This window comes from Rothia uropygialis, assembly GCF_004137765.1.
In the GTDB taxonomy this organism is placed as follows: Bacteria; Actinomycetota; Actinomycetes; order Actinomycetales; family Micrococcaceae; genus Rothia.
Genome location: NZ_NOIS01000004.1, coordinates 42,025 through 56,659, shown reverse-complemented (window position 1 = coordinate 56,659; position 14,635 = coordinate 42,025). Strand labels below are relative to the sequence as shown.

Sequence of the window (14,635 nt, the reverse complement as noted above, 5' to 3'; positions counted from 1 at the left end):
TGTCACCTGATCGTGCGGCAGTCCCAAGGTTTTCGATCCGGCACGGTTCGCCACGAGTACAGACACGTTGATTCTCCTGGGTGATCGACACCGGGCCAGCTCTTCTGTGTTGGTGTCGACGTTGGTGTGGGACGTTTTCCGGGCCGCCGTCACTGCGGCCGCCCGTACTGTCAGGAGTCGGCTGGAGGTTCCGTTGGTGATGGAACTCGACGAGCTGGGTAACGCTGTGGTTCTCCCGAAGCTTGCAGATTGGTATTCCTATGCCGGGTCGCTGGGGATCGTGATCTCGAGTTATCTTCAGACCTACGCCCAGGGATCAAAACGTTCGGGAAAGACGAGTTTGAGGCGATCTACTCGGGGGCGGCAATGTTCGTCTACGGAGGCGGTTCCCGGGATGACAAGTTCCTTGATTCGCTGACTAAAGTCCTCGGTGACTATGAGCACGTCATCCACCACACGTCGACGTCTAAGACACCGGACCAGTGGGGGTCTACCGGTTCGTCGACGCACCATCAGCAACGCCGGATTCTCACAGCCGCGGATCTGGCGTTTCTCTCCCTTGGGAAGATTTTGGTGATGACACGCGATAGGGAGGCTGGGTTAGTTGGCGCCAGGTATTGGTTCTCCGACGCCGTGCTTGTCGATAAGTTGGGACCGGTGATCGAGCGGCTGAAAATCAATGCCGGGATACAAGGAATCGAGACATCATCGCATGGCCAGTGACGGGTCTCAGGAAAAGGGTCAAGAGCGTCATACTGACGGCTCCCAGGATTTTGTCGCCTCGGTGGTCGAGACTTGAGCATCATCGAGCAGGACGCTTCCGGTGCGGCCACGCGTTCGTGCCCTGAGTGGTGGAAGCATCCGGAGGCAGCCGCTCGAATGCGGGCTTTACATGTGGCTTATATCCAGGCCTCTGCCGCCAATGAGCTTTCTGGGTGGTGGGTGCACCACTGGGACGCTCACCACCGCTGGCTGTTCGACGCGAGCACGGGGATCTTCCGGGTTTGCGGGTACTCCCATCGGGAGCATCGACAGCGGCAGATACGAGAGGAGGTTTCGAGTAGCTTCCCGGATAATCTACCTCGGATCCTGAATGAATATGGAGGTGGAAACGACTTCAGGCTTAGGGCATTAGGCTATTTAAATGCCCATCGGACGTGACGGGGATCAGTGCCCTCGACTTATGCGTCGAGGGCACCGATCAAGTGCTCATGTGTCTAATTTTGCTTTTTCTGTCGCATTTCGGAACGAACCTCAGAAAATCCTTCCTTCATCGAATCCTTCATAGCATTACTGCGGCGCCGATATTCCTCATCAGAGATTTCAGCTTTCCACGGCTTCGTAATGAGCGCAATGGGGGTGGTTCCCAACAACCCGGCGATTGCTCCAAAAAGGATCCAGATCGGTTGATGCATAAGAACTACCGACATGATGGCACCAATAAGCAACGGCGGAACAAAGGCATAAAAGATCGGTCTTCCACCAGAGAGCATAATCTTATTGGTTTTCGACTGTTCTTGCCTCGTCAGCAATTGCGTAGCTATTCCAGACACAACACCAGTGACAAGTGCGATGACACAGAATGACACGAGATCAACTTCGCGAATCAGAAAACCTAACACGAGAAGTACGACAAAAGTAGGTATCGCTGTAAAGGCGCCGACCACGCCGGATCCAACTACCGCTGCACCTACACTTGGTGCCATGTACTCTGTGTTATCCATGACTACTCCTTACGCAATGCATGCACTGTAGATCGCACCGACACATGTGAGCTCGGAGAGAATATTGAGTCCTTCTTCGCCAAGCTCGGCTGCACCCTCACCACCCTGGATCGCCTTGACAGCCATGGACATCGAACCCCACTCCTTGTAGGCAGTACGAACCACTTTCACGATCTTGAAAGCTGGGAAGCCCAGGCTAAACGCGAAGGGCACAGCGGCGGTGACGCAGTCGCCAACGCTAGCCTAGGTATTGACACCACTCCCGGAAGCCCCGGCCTTAAGGGTGATTCCCTGCTTGGCGAGCTCGTCCGTGACTCGCTGCTCGTAGTTTGGCGTAGTTGCAGGATCCGCCATTTTGAGATCTTCGGGCAATTTATCCAAGGCATCGACGAACTTAAGCATTCCCTCTTCGGATCCTCGTTGATCGCCCGACTGAGAGGCGCTGTTTGATGAGATCTGGTTAGCGGCGAGACTGGGGGTGGCCACCCCGAAAAGCATCCCGATCGACACCAGCGAAGCAGTCGTTACTTTTACGGACCTGATGTTCATGAGTCTTCCTCTTCCTATGTATCCTACGGACACCTAGACCCTAACACCATGGGTGTGACGCACATCAACTATGCCCAAACTTTAAAATATATCTCGCTCTCTGCAACCAAATCGTCGATTCTGAAATTTACTTGCATAGACAACCTTCGTGTTGGCCATGGTTCATTTAGCTTCTGCAATCGATCAATTACCCATCTTGTTCGTTTGGCCGCAAGGAACTTGCGTCTTTAGATCTCCTTTGTGGTTCCTGCGATGGTTGCTCGCCTTTTGCTAGCGAAGGCGACTACTTCGCTGTCGCGATGCCCGTTCATCCCACTGTTGCAGGGTGCGCGGGCGTCTCGCGGTCGACGTGGAACGTGGCGCGGATTCGAGGCCCTGACTCATCGTCTTCCTTCTCGTCTGCCATTCTGTCGGTCGGGCTCCCTTTCTCAAAATGTCTAAATCTGCTTTAGATTGCGCTGCCGTTAATTTCTTGGAACGATTCTCATCTGCAACCATAGTTCCGGCCATTTCGGGCGTGGAGTGTTTCATCAGTACGTAGTGAGCGTAAGCGGTTTCTCGATCGGTAATAACGATGTGGTAAGTCACTTCAGATTTGGCGAGTTCATGCTCTGTTTCGCCCCGATCCCGCGTAACGACTTTGATTGTCTTCTGAAGCTCCTGGTGTCGCGCGTCTGAAGCGATCAGTTCGTCGTTCTTCGCGTGGACCGCATTTGGTGTCCCGTATTTTGCTTCAAACTGATCTAATTGTATGAGGGTATGAGGGTATGAGGTTGTCGACACGTTCGTGGACGCGGCGGGCCGGTGACTGGCCGGCACACGAGGGGTGGGGCCGATGATAGTTCTAGTGATGGACCCACACCCCATCGCATCCTAACGGGCCTGTTGCTAGTCATAGACGCGGGCGTAGAGGCATTCCTCGGCCAGCAGCCGCTGATACCGCTCGACCATCCCGGTATGGCCGGGGCGTGTAGGCCCGGATGCGCTGATGGCAAGAAGCCAAGGCCTGCCCGGTCCGAGTCAACGCCGCGATCCGATAAGTTTGCGCCGTGATCGGGGGTCACGGGCACGATCCAGGTGTTGCCGTGGGCTGGGAAGAACGCCCTGGCTCGGGGTGAAGACCCCGACGGTCGTGGACGCGGTCTCATCCGTGAGGGCTACGGTGTATGCCAGGCGGGAGTACCCATCGACGGCTGAGCGGAGATAGGTGCATCCCACGCGCTGCTTGTGAGCCCGCTGGCCTGCCAGGACAGGCTTGCTGCCGCGCCCATGAGCCCGCCAGGGCACCACCATCGGGGATCGCGCCGAGCTTCTTCACATCCCGGTGAAGCATGTGGCCGGGGAACCGGGCGGTGATCCTGCCGGCCTGGCGGTTGTTCCCTCCGTTTGGGTCGAGGTCACGAGACCGTGAGATTCCCAGTCGGTTGAGCCATCTGCCCACAGTGTATAGGCAGCAGTGGTAGCCGCCGGTGGTGAGTTCGAGGTGGATCCGGCGGGCGGACCTTTTGTGCTCCCGTCGCCAAGTGCCGATGGGATCGATCGCCTTGATCGGTAGTCGTCTCGGACGCCTGCTGGGGGCACTGGAGCGATCACTGAGAGCCTCGAGGCCCTCGCCACGATACCGATGACCCATTTGCTCAGCATCGAGCGGGCCACACCGGTTTCGCCTGTGAGGAGGGAGAGCGGACGGGCGTGCTCGGTGATACCGGTGACGAGGCGGTGCCTTCCCGCCGGGGTCAGCTGGGCATGAGCGTGGGTCATGGAACGGGTCTGCTGGTCGGAGGGTTACACTAGAGGCCTCCATCCTGACCAGTCGAGGCCCTTTCCCTCATTCCCGATCCAGTGCCTACAACGTCATGACCCACAACAACTAGGCGTGCTGTCAATCAACCTGAACTAGCAACCGCATTGGGCGTCAGTCAATCCGGAGTGTCTGCCCGGCTACATGGGAAGACTGCGTTTACCATCCATGATCTTGGCGTCATCGCTGGTCATCTAGGCATTACTCTGGGGGACTTGCTCGGATCGGTGGCTTGGGCGCCTATTGAGGTCCCGCGAAGGAACGTGAAAAATCCCGCCCCGGCCGAAGCCGGAACGGGATCCCACGAAACAGTGCGCCCTGTGGGGCTCGAACCCACGACCCACGGATTAAAAGTCCGATGCTCTACCAACTGAGCTAAAGGCGCCCACCTGAGTCGGACGCGGTCAACACGCGCTTGACTCAAGCTCATCTAGTCTACAACATCAAACGGCCTCGATCTAACGGATGTCATCACCCTCACGTCAAAACCATGTCGCGCAGCCTCGTGGGGGCAGGACCGCGTTTCCGTGTGGCGAACCGTGAGAATCTGCACGGTCACGCCACCGCTCGGAAGCCTAGACTGGGCGCATGTCAGGATCGAGCCAGCCCTCAAAGCACCACAGCCCCGTGAAGTTCTCGCCGGGGATGTTCGAGCACCTCGCGGGAGGAGCGGACCCCGAGGTCATAGCCCAGGCTGCTCACTCATCGGCTTGGGCGCTGTTGACCCAAGGCCGCGAGAACAGCGACCCAGCCGTGACCGAAAGGCTCGTAGAATTCACTGATCACTATGGGTTAGAAGCGATCGCCGAAATGTGGGCGGAAGCCCCCGGCGTCTCTCTGCCCGGTGCGTTGTGGCGAATTTACGCTCTCCGAGACGCTGTACGGCAGAGCCCAGAAACCATTAGCCGCCATTATCATTTGGGACAGGATGCGGCCCAAGTCTCTCGAGTGGTGGCAGGTGTCGCCGATCCTCCGAAAGCCGAGGAAGTGTGCCGGACCATCGACGCGATTCTCACCGGTGCCTATACGGGGGAATTCGACGTCGCCCTGGAACGGTTTGGCGCATTCTGCCGCGTCGTCGCCCTTGGCCAAGCCGTTGCCGCGGACCGCGCCGACGTCGCAGTCGAGGCCGTTGGAGCTGAAGGGCATCTGCACGCCGGGGAATTCGTCTCTTCCCCCGGATCCACTGCTCAAGGGAATCGGCTCACCAAGGCTTCCCGCCGACTGATCACCACGGCCGAAGAGCTCGAATCATCCGCAAGCGCTTGGCGGCACGGTCAGCTGGACTGACAGTTCGCTTTACACCCGCCGCACCGATCGGAAGCTACAGAAGCCCCGAAGTCAGACGGCACACGTTCTCCAACGCCTTCATGCGCAGCGGTCGTTTCTTCCATTCGTCGTAGTCGATCCCGAAGCTGGTCTCGAGGTAGTCATCCGCGATCTCCTGGAGCTCCGCCGTGACCTCCTTGTCCAGGATCAACAGCGATACCTCAAGGTTCAGGGCAAATGACCGCTGGTCCATATTCGACGAACCGATAAAGGCGACGTCGTCGTCGATAATCATGAACTTCGAATGCAGAACGGTGGGCGCCGGGTAGAGGTGAATTTTGATTCCGCTCTCCAAGAGGGCTTCGTAGTAAGACCGCTGGCCGAAGTGCGGGAAGAATTGATCACCTTTCTCGCATACGATCAGGTGGATCTCGATGCCGGACTGCGCGGCGGTGGTGAGCCCCATTTTGAGGGAGTCATCCGGCACAAAGTAGGGGCTGCAGATGACGATCCGACGTTCCGCGTTGTAGATCAAATGATTGATGAGCCGCAGATTATTTTCGGTTTCGAATCCCGGCCCTGAGGGAACCACCTGGGCCCGGACCCCGGAATCCACGGCCGGCAACTCCTGGTCAACCTCATCCAGCAGGAGGTCTCCCGTCTCGGAATACCAGTCGGAGATGAAGAGCGCGTTGAGCTCATCGACCATGGGGCCTTCAAGCCGGAGCATCAGGTCCTTCCACGCCAGGCCTTTCCGGAGGTTGGCACGCTTGTTGTAGGACCGGTTGATGATGTTTTGCGATCCGGAGAATGCAATATCTCCGTCGATGACCAGGATCTTGCGGTGGTTCCGCAGATCAGGTCGCTGATATTCGCCGCGCCACGGACGAATGGGCAGGGACCTCCGCCAAGAGATGCCCGAATCGTCCAGCATTTTCACCAGCTTGCTGTAGCCGGGGTAGCCCGCAGAACCGAGCTGGTCCACCAGAATATGTACCTTAACCCCGCGGCGATGCGCACGGAACAGGGAGTCCAAAAGGGGCGCGCTCGTTTCGTCGTACGCGACGATGTAGAACTCGAAATGAACGTATTCCTTGGCCTGGTCGACGGCATCGGCCATCAGGCGCATGGACTCGTGGTTGTCACGAAGAAATTCCAGGCGATTGCCGCCTGCCATCGGCAAGGAGCCGAGTTTGTAGTTCAGCTTCGCGGAGGACAAATCCGGCTCCCGCAACCCCGAGGTGTCTCCCAAGATGGGTTGGTCTCCGATTTGCTCACGAATGATCTCATTCATGTGGGTTTGGCGTTCCCGGCGTCCACGAGGCAGATAGGTTGACCCGATGATCAAGAACGCCACAATTCCTACGTAAGGGATGAGGAAAATTGCCATGAGCCATCCCAGGGCCACGGACGGCTTTCGGTTGTACGGGATCCAGCACAGGGCAATAATGCGGATCAACAAATCGATGACAACCAGCGTTGTATCGACCCAGGGCGGCAAACCGGGGACGTCCAGGAGCGAGTAATTCACGGGCCAAGTCTACGGGAGGAGGGTGGGGCATCGTCATGGTCCCAGGGAATGAGACTGCTCTCCTCTGTGTATGTTTCGCCTGGCGAAGGCCTGCTGACAGAAGATGCTCCGGTACGAGCAGGACCGCCCGATCGCCTCAATTCCGCCCGAGCGCGCGACACGTAAACCAGCGCCGTGACCGTCAGGACTGCGGCGCACACCAAAACTATTCCCCCATTGATCCAAATATTGTGAACATCAATGTTGGTGTAAGGAGGTTGTGGGACGGTCGATTCCGTGCCGGAGGAAATGTAATTACCGGGAAACCCATTAATGAATACATTGGTCACGGCGGTCTTACCGAAGTCCAACCCCGAATGGAACATGGCCTCGTTTGCCCAGGGAAGAGGCACAAAAGTTGCATACCTCTGGAACCGGTCGATGACGCCATAGACGGCCCACGCGCCGAGGGCATATGTCCACCAACGTCGCATGACGGGAGAAAGGACAACCGCGATGGTCGCGAACAGCATGCAGAAGGCCGCGACTCCAATCGCCGCTTCCAACATGTAAAACAGCGCGGTCAACCAAAGGTCGCCGAAATGAGGGGCGGGCCCGCGCCATATGTTGCCGATGATGACCTCGCCGCCCTGGATGATTCCCATGACCAGTGACGTTTGGATTGTAGGCGCGGCCGTTCTGGCCAGACGCCGTTGCAAGCTGACGGGCGGACTGCCTGACGGGCGCGGTCTCACCGCGACCAGGATCAGGAAAGCCGTGTAGATCAACAGCACGAGCCACGCCACAAAGGTAATGGTTGGGGTCACGGATCGAAGCGTCGGAGCCGAGACTGACTGAGCGCCGGAAAATCTGTTGAGAATTCCAAGGGTCCACATCACCAGAAGACCGGCGCAGTACAGCGGCAGATGGCTCAGCACAGAACGCCACGGGCCAGGCACATCATCGTAAATGGCCCGCAGGTACGGCTGGCCGATACTTTCCATGGAGAATCTTTCTGGCGCGGGACGACGATCGCGCGCGTCGGCCTCTCGGGCGGGAGCCGGCGCACAACTTCGATTTTACCGGTGTAATCGCTGGTCAGCACCACGATGGGAACTCCTGCCCCCGAGTGTCGCGGTGGGCTATCCCGAATATCTCGACGCCGCGAGGGCAAGCTCGTAGGCGTTGGTTCGCGACGGCGCCCAATCGACGGAACACGCGTTGGCCTTCGCCAAGGCAATCTGCGCAGCGTCCGGCGGAACCATGTACGGAGAAGAGCTATGTTCCGCCGTTGCCGAGGCGATTCCGCTTCCGGCGACTTGGTCTGCGCCGGCAGCGTCGTCGCTCTTGTCCGCAAAGAGTATTGCTCGCTGGGTATGCAACATACCGGCGTACGCGACGCCAGGTCGGAGGCGGGCGGAATCGGAATAGACAACCCAACCCAACCGGTTCTCGCCCAAACTGCGGCATATCCCGGGCAAGAACTCGGCTTGGATGCTGACCTGGGGAAAAACCAGACACAAGACCTGCCATGCGGCGTAAACAGCATCGGCATCGTCGCTGGGGTGTCCGCTCAGAAGATCCCGAGCGGCCAACAGGCCGGCGCGGAATTCCGTGGGCAAGCCCCGGATGGCCATCGAGTGCATACGCAGTGCAGCCTGGAACGCCTCGAAGCGTGCCTCTTGGACTTCGGCGTCGAGCCACGGGGCCAGGGCGCCGGCTTCCTGCCAGTCGCCCGCAAGCCATTCCTGATCGATCGCCTGATCAGGGTATCGATAACTGGCCAGCTCGTCTCTGAGCGATAGAACGGAGGCCTTGTTTTCTCTGAGGTCATCGCGCAGCGCTTCGTGGGCGGCCCGAAGCTGCCGGAGTTCTCTGTGCACCCCGTCCACCTTCGTCTGTGCGTCCTGTTCCTCGGTTTGCGCGTTGCTTTGACTGCGGCGAAGCTGGGACAGATGCTCTCGCCATGGCGCGCGCACACGGCCGAAGGTCGCAAGACGCGAGATCATTCTCGGCTCGTCCTTCAGGTGTGTGGCAATTGCGTCGCTGAACTCCATGGAGCGCGCTCGAGCGGCATCATGCAGCTGAGTCAGCCTTGCCAACTCTTCTTCCTTTTCCGCGATCCCGCCGGAGGATTCGGCGAGCGCTTCCGCGATATCCGTGACGACCTCTTCGTTGCGCAGCAGCATGGGAACCACTTCGTGAAAGCGCTGGCGTTCCCGGAGCAGGGTGCGGACTCTTTCGACGCTCGCCAAGACGGCCTCGGCGGTTTCGTCCCAGAGTTCGTAGTCCTCTGGCGTCATGTGAGGCGAAAGATGCCTCAGGGCGTTGAGCACGGAGTCGATCGCGTGGACGGCCTCCACGTTCTCATCTTTCGTGAACTCTCGATACGGTTCGTCGTCTTCCATGCCCGGCAACAACCGAACATGTGCAGGGGAGGCTCCCAGGGCGAAAACAGGTTGATCAGTCCGAGCCCCCTGACGGTCTTGATCGTCCGAATATGATCCCGTGTCGTTGCCATCCGTGCGATCAAGGAGGGGTGAGGACCGCAGGATCTCGAATTGCGCCAAATCGGGGTGAGGTGCGAAGATCTGACGGCTTTCGGACCATTCCAAGGGCTCAGGGTCGAACAGCTCTGCGGGGTCGGGAATGTTCGCCATCGCAACCGCGCGCCGGGTCACCAAACCGGCCAGCATGTCATCGGTCCACGCCGGATCCGGAGCCCCGGCGGCTGTCCGTCGTGGGCAGCACCAGAGCCCTTCCGCGTGCGACAGCTCGTTAAGCGCCGCGTTGATGGCAAATTGTGTGGCTGCGGTTGGACGATCCAGATGGAAGGTTCCTTCGGGGACCATCTGCGGGGCGAGCGCATAGTAGAGAATCTCCCGGGATTCTGTGACGTCTTCGAAGGATTCCGCGGCATCCACCCCGAGGAGCCCGGCAGCAGCCTGACGGAATCTCGTGGTATCCGTTGCGAGGTCGAGGTCCTCCGCTGCGGGGTGGTTCAGCAAAGACATGTCTCCCACCGAGTTGACCGGTGGAACCAGAGTGCTCGCAATGCGTATGGGAAGGTTCTTCGGCTTGTCCGGGAACAAGGCCTGAAGGCCGAGCCAACTTCGTGTGTACTTGATAATTTGCGTTATGTCGGCCCGGTCCAGCGGGTGATCCCGCTCGATGTCGTTCGTGATCCGGTGGTACCGCACGCCATGCATCTGTACGCGGCGTTCGCGGAGCACCTTGACGGCACCAGTCCTCCACTGCTCGGCCGCGTCTGCGAACAAAGTTGGCACGTCGGCTTGTCGCCCGAGAACGGCCGCTGCCCAGGCCGCACGGGACAATTCGAGACTTTCCGCAAGGAGTCGGCCGTCCTCGGTCACGCGGGCCGCGAAGAGCGCCGTGAGTTCAGCAGTTTGGGCGGCGTCGTCGGAGATGAGGCCCGTAAACGTCATGAGGCGGCGGTATTGGACCAATCCGGCGAAGACGACGTGGCGCCAGGCGCGGTCTTTGCCATTGCTGATGTGACCGGCGGCGGGTTCCCACGGAAGATGGTGCCCTGACAGGTAATCCTTGACTGTGGAGGCGCGCTCCGATGCCCGAGGCCTCGGCAAAACCCGAGGGCTGAGCTGAGCGACGGAACGCCACAGCTCAATCGGGTCGTCGTGGATTCGGGTGCGCGCGGTCATACAAACAAAGTTACAAGGCCCGGGTCCCGCCTGAAGAGAAGAGGTTTAGTATTAAGCAAGGTGTGGCTTGTCAGCTACCTGACGGGAACCGCCCCTTCGCTGAGAATACGGAACCTTGGAGCGTCCGGCTACAGGTCCGTTGCTTCCCATCTCGACCCTTCGGGCCGTCCACGACCACCGTTTTCAACCCCCTTGAGGAGCCCATCTCACAGTGACCAACGGCCATTTGCGCGAGATCATTTCGTTCGCCCCCTCGACCTCGGATCACATTCCGGCGATGCGAATTGCAGCAAGCGTGGCTGTTCCACTGGCGGTACTGCTCCTCGTAGGGCGCGTCGATCTCACGATTTACGCGTCATTCGGCGCGTTCACGTCTCTCTACGCGCGTCAGGAACCCTTTTGGGATCGTTTCCGCCACCAATGCGAGGCCGCGGCCCTGCTCATCGGTTCGATCGCCGTTGGCCTTGCGCTCGCTTCTATGCAACCTGGCCCGTGGGTCGTGATTGTGGTTTGTGCGTTGGTCGGCGGCTTATGCGCCATGGCGTGCTCGATCCTCACCCTGCGACCGCCCGGAGGCTTGTTCTTCATCTTCGCTTCGGGCGCAGTGGGTTCTATGCCGACGACGCCGCCCGTGCTTTTGGCCCTTCTCGCCGCGGTCGGCGCAGCAACGTGGTCTATTCTCGCCGGCATGGCCGGTACGTTCCTGGGCGAAGGGCGTCGGGGGCCCGTGGCCCGCGTTCCCATGCATCACGGCCAGACCACGCCGCAGGTATTCCGGCGTGGCCTGCTCTTTTTCTGCGCTGCGGCCATCGCGGGGATCCTCGGGGAACTCTCGGGGCTGACCCACGCGTATTGGGCGATGGTTGCCGCAGTGGCACCCATCGCTGCCCCGAGCGTCACGGCCCGTTTGCACAAATGCGTCCAGCGCATCATCGGGACGTTCGGGGGCATCTTAATCACAGCCTTCCTGCTGTCGACGGGACTGCACCAATGGCATATGGCCGTGTATGTGGTGGTTTTCCAGTTCCTGGCCGAGGCGTTTGTCATGAGGAATTATGCGTTTGCGATGCTTTTCGTGACCCCTTTGGCCCTCATGATGGTTCAAATGGGCCACCCTGCCTCGCCCACGGAAATCCTGACCGCGCGCATGGCAGAAACCGCGATCGGCGCGGCCGTTGGTTTCGTTCTCATCCTGGTCACTCGCACTCCGGCCGAGCGTGCTGCTGACACGCAGGCCATGCCGATTCTCCGTAGTAGCCAACGCAAGAAGAAGGTCGCATGACATCCCGACGCAGACGTCTCAATGCAGGCGGATTGAGAAAAGGTGCCTCCAAGGTCCTGAAGTTCTCGATTGTCCTGCCGTTGTTCATGACCATCATGTTTCCGCTGGTTTACGGGTTCAGCATGCATTCGCCGTCCCCGCACGGTCTCAAAGTCGCGGTCATCGGTTCGGATGCGAAGACAGAGCAGATGGCGACCAAGCTCAACGCGACCGCGGGGGCGTCCTACGAGGTTTCAGCGGTCGCCTCGGTGGATGAGGCCAAGGACCAGATCGAGTCCCTTCAGATCCGTGCCGCGTGGGATCCGCAGACCAATACCGAGTACGTCGCCACTATGGGCGCATCCACGGCCGCTCAATTCGCGGAGGCGTATTTCACCAAGGCGGCGCCGCAGGTTCTGACACAGTCGGGCCAATACGCCAGCCCCGATGATGTTCCGGAACCTACGGTTCAGGACCTGGTCCCACCTCCGCCGAATGACGGGATGGGGACATCGTTGATGTTCATGGGCCTCCCGGTCCTGTTGGCGAGCTTCATGACGGCAGTCGGGCTGAGAAGCAATCTGGCCAAACTCAGCGCCAAGGTTTCGATCTCGATCATGGGGATCATGGCGTTGTTCATCGCCACGGTTCCGATGTTCATCGCATACGCAATTCACGGGGCATTCACCGAGCACGGGCTCCCGGTGTACTGCTTGCTCGCGTTCATGTCCTTCACGGTCATGCTCTTCCACACCGGCGGGCTCAGACTCATCGGGCTCTACATGGCCCTGCCCACGATGTTCCTCTTGGTTCTCCTCGGGATACCCGCCTCCGGTGCGGGGATGGCTATCGAGCTGGTTCCACCCGTATTCCAGGGGTTACACAAGATCCTGCCTACTCCTGCATTGATGGAAGCCTTACGGCGGATCCTCTACTTCCCGAATGCGCCGTTGAGCAGTTACATCATCACGTTGATGTTCTGGTTCTTCCTGGCGCTGATTCTGCTGGCGGTCTCTTTCCTGAAGAAACCCCGGCCGTCGGACCCGGACGCCCTCGACTTTGAGCAGAAGGGCGACAGCGAGATTCCGGAAGGGGCCCCCCGTCACGTCAGCCGCGGCTATTCTTCACCGGGATTCCGTTACTACTTCGGTAGCCGTCGTTCGGTCAGCGAAGAGCAGATGCAGAATCGCCGAGGACTGATCCATGCGTTCAAGCTGCCTGTCATCGTTCTGATAGCTCTGCCGCTCATGTACATCGGTCTGGTGCATGCACCCTCGCCGAATCACATGAAGCTCGACGTCGTCGTGGCCGACCAGTCATCAGAAGCGTTGGCCCACGCTATGAAGCAGCTTCCAACCGATCAGTACCAGGTCAATACGGTTCACGATGCCGACGAGGCGCGTCAGGACGTCAAGGAAAATAAAGCCCGCGCGGCATTCGTGCCCGCTTCGGCAGCGGGAGGTGTTTCAGAACGGAACGATCCTGCCTCGTCGGTGTTATATGTGGCCACCGGAAACGGTATGCAAGCCGAGACAACCGTCAAAAAACTCTTCGGAACCCTCGCCAACGGTCAACAGATGCAACAAGTGGACTTGGCCCCGACGAGCGACAACGACAAATTCGGCATGTCGATGATGTACCTCGGAATGGGTGGAATAGTCGGTTCCAACCTGGCCGGAATGATGATCGGGCTGGTCGGGCGCGGGTGGCACTGGTTCAGACGCATCGCGTGGGTCATCGGTGTGGCGGTGGCGAACACGTTCCTGCAATACGTGATCTCGGTGCACGTGGTTCATTTCCTGGATCCCGGTGCGCCGTGGACCGTTTGGGGGATACTGTTCCTGACCTCGCTGACCATTCAGTTCTTCACGCTCGGTGGGGCGCTCTTCCTCCGAAATTCCGTGATGCTGATATCGCTGCCGCTGTTCATCATGTGCGGCGTGCCCAGCTCCGGCCTGCTCCTTCCCTTGGACATGGCCCCACCGATTTACACGGTGCTCAATCACGTGGTGCCCAGTTCGGCGGCTCTCGGCGCGATCCGTCTCCAGGTGTATCTGCCGGACGCCTCAATCCGGGGAGACATCATCCTGGAGCTTGTCTGGCTCGTCATCGGGGTACTGCTCTACACCGGGGGGCACCTGTACGTGCAGCATCTGAAGCGGAAGAACGCCGCGGTAGAGCTGGCCGAGGCCCAACAATATGAGGACGAGGACCCCGGCGATTTCGAAGGAAGAGTTCTTACCGGAACCGAGAACCCGGAGACGCGTCAGTTGCGCGCGGTCCGGGCCGGGCACCGGCGGTCCTCGGACGGTCGGGGAAGCGACTAGCTAGTTCGCGGCGCGGACCGTCCGCTCCTGGACTATCGCATGAGCCAACTCGGCGAGAGCCGAACGCCATCCGGCGACAACGGTCGCGTGGACCTCACGCGGCAATGGACCCTGGCTCACGACGACACGCGTTCCTTCGGTCCCGTCGACTTCGCGCGAGAGGAACTCGATTCTGTGGAGCACGGTCGCGTCCGTGGCTTCGCCGTCGGGACCGGGAAGAGACTCCCGATGCTCGATGAGCTCACCTTCGACGACGCTGACGAACGTCGAATACAACGGAACTGCTTGGTTGGGCTGTGCGTGGTTGACCATGGCCAAGCGAAAAGTGCCGCCTGGTCTCGGTTCGAGCGAAATCGTGTGGACCGGCACGATCCAGCCTTCCGGCCCGTACCAGCCCGCGAGGCGGAGCGGGTCGATGAAGGCACCGAAAACGTCCTGGGGCGGGGCCGGAACATCGTGGGAGACGGAAACGATTTGGTCCTTCGGGACCGTGGTCAAAATGCTCAATACTTGG

11 protein-coding genes, 1 tRNA gene and 3 pseudogenes are annotated in these 14,635 nt (G+C 59.6%); 6 read left to right on the top strand and 9 right to left on the bottom strand.

The window, feature by feature from the left end; all coding sequences use genetic code 11:
* The first annotated feature begins 199 nt into the window (after window positions 1-199).
* A pseudogene (locus EWV35_RS09590) lies at window positions 200-723 on the top strand (TraM recognition domain-containing protein).
* A gap of 72 nt (window positions 724-795) precedes the next feature.
* Window positions 796-1,161 (top strand): DUF4913 domain-containing protein, encoded by a 366-nt coding sequence (locus EWV35_RS09585; protein ID WP_129661217.1) that lies wholly within the window; start codon window positions 796-798, stop codon window positions 1,159-1,161.
* A 56-nt stretch (window positions 1,162-1,217) separates the two neighbouring features.
* Here the strand turns inward: EWV35_RS09585 and EWV35_RS09580 are convergent, their stop codons facing one another.
* The 4 genes and pseudogenes from EWV35_RS09580 to EWV35_RS09570 all read right to left on the bottom strand — a co-directional run bounded on the left by EWV35_RS09580 (window position 1,218) and on the right by EWV35_RS09570 (window position 4,034).
* Window positions 1,218-1,724 carry a hypothetical protein gene (locus EWV35_RS09580; RefSeq protein WP_129661214.1) on the bottom strand — a complete coding sequence of 169 codons (507 nt, stop codon included), beginning with the start codon at window positions 1,722-1,724 and terminating at the stop codon, window positions 1,218-1,220.
* Window positions 1,725-1,733: 9 nt separating this feature from the next.
* Window positions 1,734-1,889, bottom strand: coding sequence for a hypothetical protein (locus EWV35_RS13475; protein ID WP_238654379.1), 156 nt, complete (start codon window positions 1,887-1,889; stop codon window positions 1,734-1,736).
* 78 nt (window positions 1,890-1,967) lie between these two features.
* Window positions 1,968-2,273 carry a hypothetical protein gene (locus EWV35_RS09575; RefSeq protein WP_129661211.1) on the bottom strand — a complete coding sequence of 102 codons (306 nt, stop codon included), beginning with the start codon at window positions 2,271-2,273 and terminating at the stop codon, window positions 1,968-1,970.
* A gap of 733 nt (window positions 2,274-3,006) precedes the next feature.
* Window positions 3,007-4,034: pseudogene (locus tag EWV35_RS09570) on the bottom strand (helix-turn-helix domain-containing protein).
* A gap of 144 nt (window positions 4,035-4,178) precedes the next feature.
* On the opposite strand from EWV35_RS09570, the pseudogene EWV35_RS13640 reads away from it, so the two are divergent.
* Window positions 4,179-4,280: pseudogene (locus EWV35_RS13640) on the top strand (hypothetical protein); the annotation flags it as partial.
* 106 nt (window positions 4,281-4,386) lie between these two features.
* On the opposite strand, the gene EWV35_RS09560 reads toward EWV35_RS13640, so the two are convergent.
* A tRNA-Lys gene (locus EWV35_RS09560) sits at window positions 4,387-4,459 on the bottom strand.
* 203 nt (window positions 4,460-4,662) lie between these two features.
* Between EWV35_RS09560 and EWV35_RS09555 the strand changes: the two genes are divergently transcribed.
* Window positions 4,663-5,364 (top strand): hypothetical protein, encoded by a 702-nt coding sequence (locus EWV35_RS09555; protein WP_129661208.1) that lies wholly within the window; start codon window positions 4,663-4,665, stop codon window positions 5,362-5,364.
* A 34-nt stretch (window positions 5,365-5,398) separates the two neighbouring features.
* Here the strand turns inward: EWV35_RS09555 and cls are convergent, their stop codons facing one another.
* From cls to EWV35_RS09540, 3 genes are all read right to left on the bottom strand, one after another.
* Entirely contained in the window at window positions 5,399-6,874 is a 1,476-nt protein-coding gene (gene cls / locus EWV35_RS09550; protein ID WP_238654376.1) for a cardiolipin synthase, read from the bottom strand.
* Complete coding sequence (locus tag EWV35_RS09545; protein ID WP_129661205.1) at window positions 6,871-7,857, bottom strand: hypothetical protein; 987 nt, start codon at window positions 7,855-7,857, stop codon at window positions 6,871-6,873. The genes cls and EWV35_RS09545 overlap by 4 nt, the downstream gene beginning before the upstream one ends.
* A gap of 138 nt (window positions 7,858-7,995) precedes the next feature.
* On the bottom strand, window positions 7,996-10,533 hold the full coding sequence (locus EWV35_RS09540; protein ID WP_129661202.1) for a coiled-coil domain-containing protein: 2,538 nt from the start codon (window positions 10,531-10,533) through the stop codon (window positions 7,996-7,998).
* A gap of 211 nt (window positions 10,534-10,744) precedes the next feature.
* Here EWV35_RS09540 and EWV35_RS09535 point away from each other — a divergent pair, with 211 nt between their 5' ends.
* Both EWV35_RS09535 and EWV35_RS09530 read left to right on the top strand, forming a co-directional pair.
* The gene (locus EWV35_RS09535; protein ID WP_129661199.1) at window positions 10,745-11,815 is read left to right on the top strand and encodes an FUSC family protein; all 1,071 of its coding nucleotides are present in this window, start codon (window positions 10,745-10,747) and stop codon (window positions 11,813-11,815) included.
* Window positions 11,812-14,121, top strand: coding sequence for an ABC transporter permease (locus EWV35_RS09530; RefSeq protein WP_129661196.1), 2,310 nt, complete (start codon window positions 11,812-11,814; stop codon window positions 14,119-14,121). The genes EWV35_RS09535 and EWV35_RS09530 overlap by 4 nt, the downstream gene beginning before the upstream one ends.
* Here EWV35_RS09530 and EWV35_RS09525 read toward each other — a convergent pair whose 3' ends face one another.
* Window positions 14,122-14,628, bottom strand: a complete 507-nt coding sequence (locus tag EWV35_RS09525) for an SRPBCC family protein (RefSeq protein WP_129661194.1) — start codon at window positions 14,626-14,628, stop codon at window positions 14,122-14,124.
* Between the last annotated feature and the right edge of the window lie 7 nt (window positions 14,629-14,635).

Excerpts from the sequence above, each read along its gene's own strand:
- EWV35_RS09580 (WP_129661214.1), bottom strand. The coding sequence starts at position 1,724 with ATGGATAACACAGAGTACATGGCACCAAGTGTAGGTGCAGCGGTAGTT.
- EWV35_RS09575 (WP_129661211.1), bottom strand. The coding sequence starts at position 2,273 with ATGAACATCAGGTCCGTAAAAGTAACGACTGCTTCGCTGGTGTCGATC.
- EWV35_RS09555 (WP_129661208.1), top strand. The coding sequence starts at position 4,663 with ATGTCAGGATCGAGCCAGCCCTCAAAGCACCACAGCCCCGTGAAGTTC.
- EWV35_RS09545 (WP_129661205.1), bottom strand. The coding sequence starts at position 7,857 with ATGGAAAGTATCGGCCAGCCGTACCTGCGGGCCATTTACGATGATGTG.
- EWV35_RS09540 (WP_129661202.1), bottom strand. The coding sequence starts at position 10,533 with ATGACCGCGCGCACCCGAATCCACGACGACCCGATTGAGCTGTGGCGT.
- EWV35_RS09530 (WP_129661196.1), top strand. The coding sequence starts at position 11,812 with ATGACATCCCGACGCAGACGTCTCAATGCAGGCGGATTGAGAAAAGGT.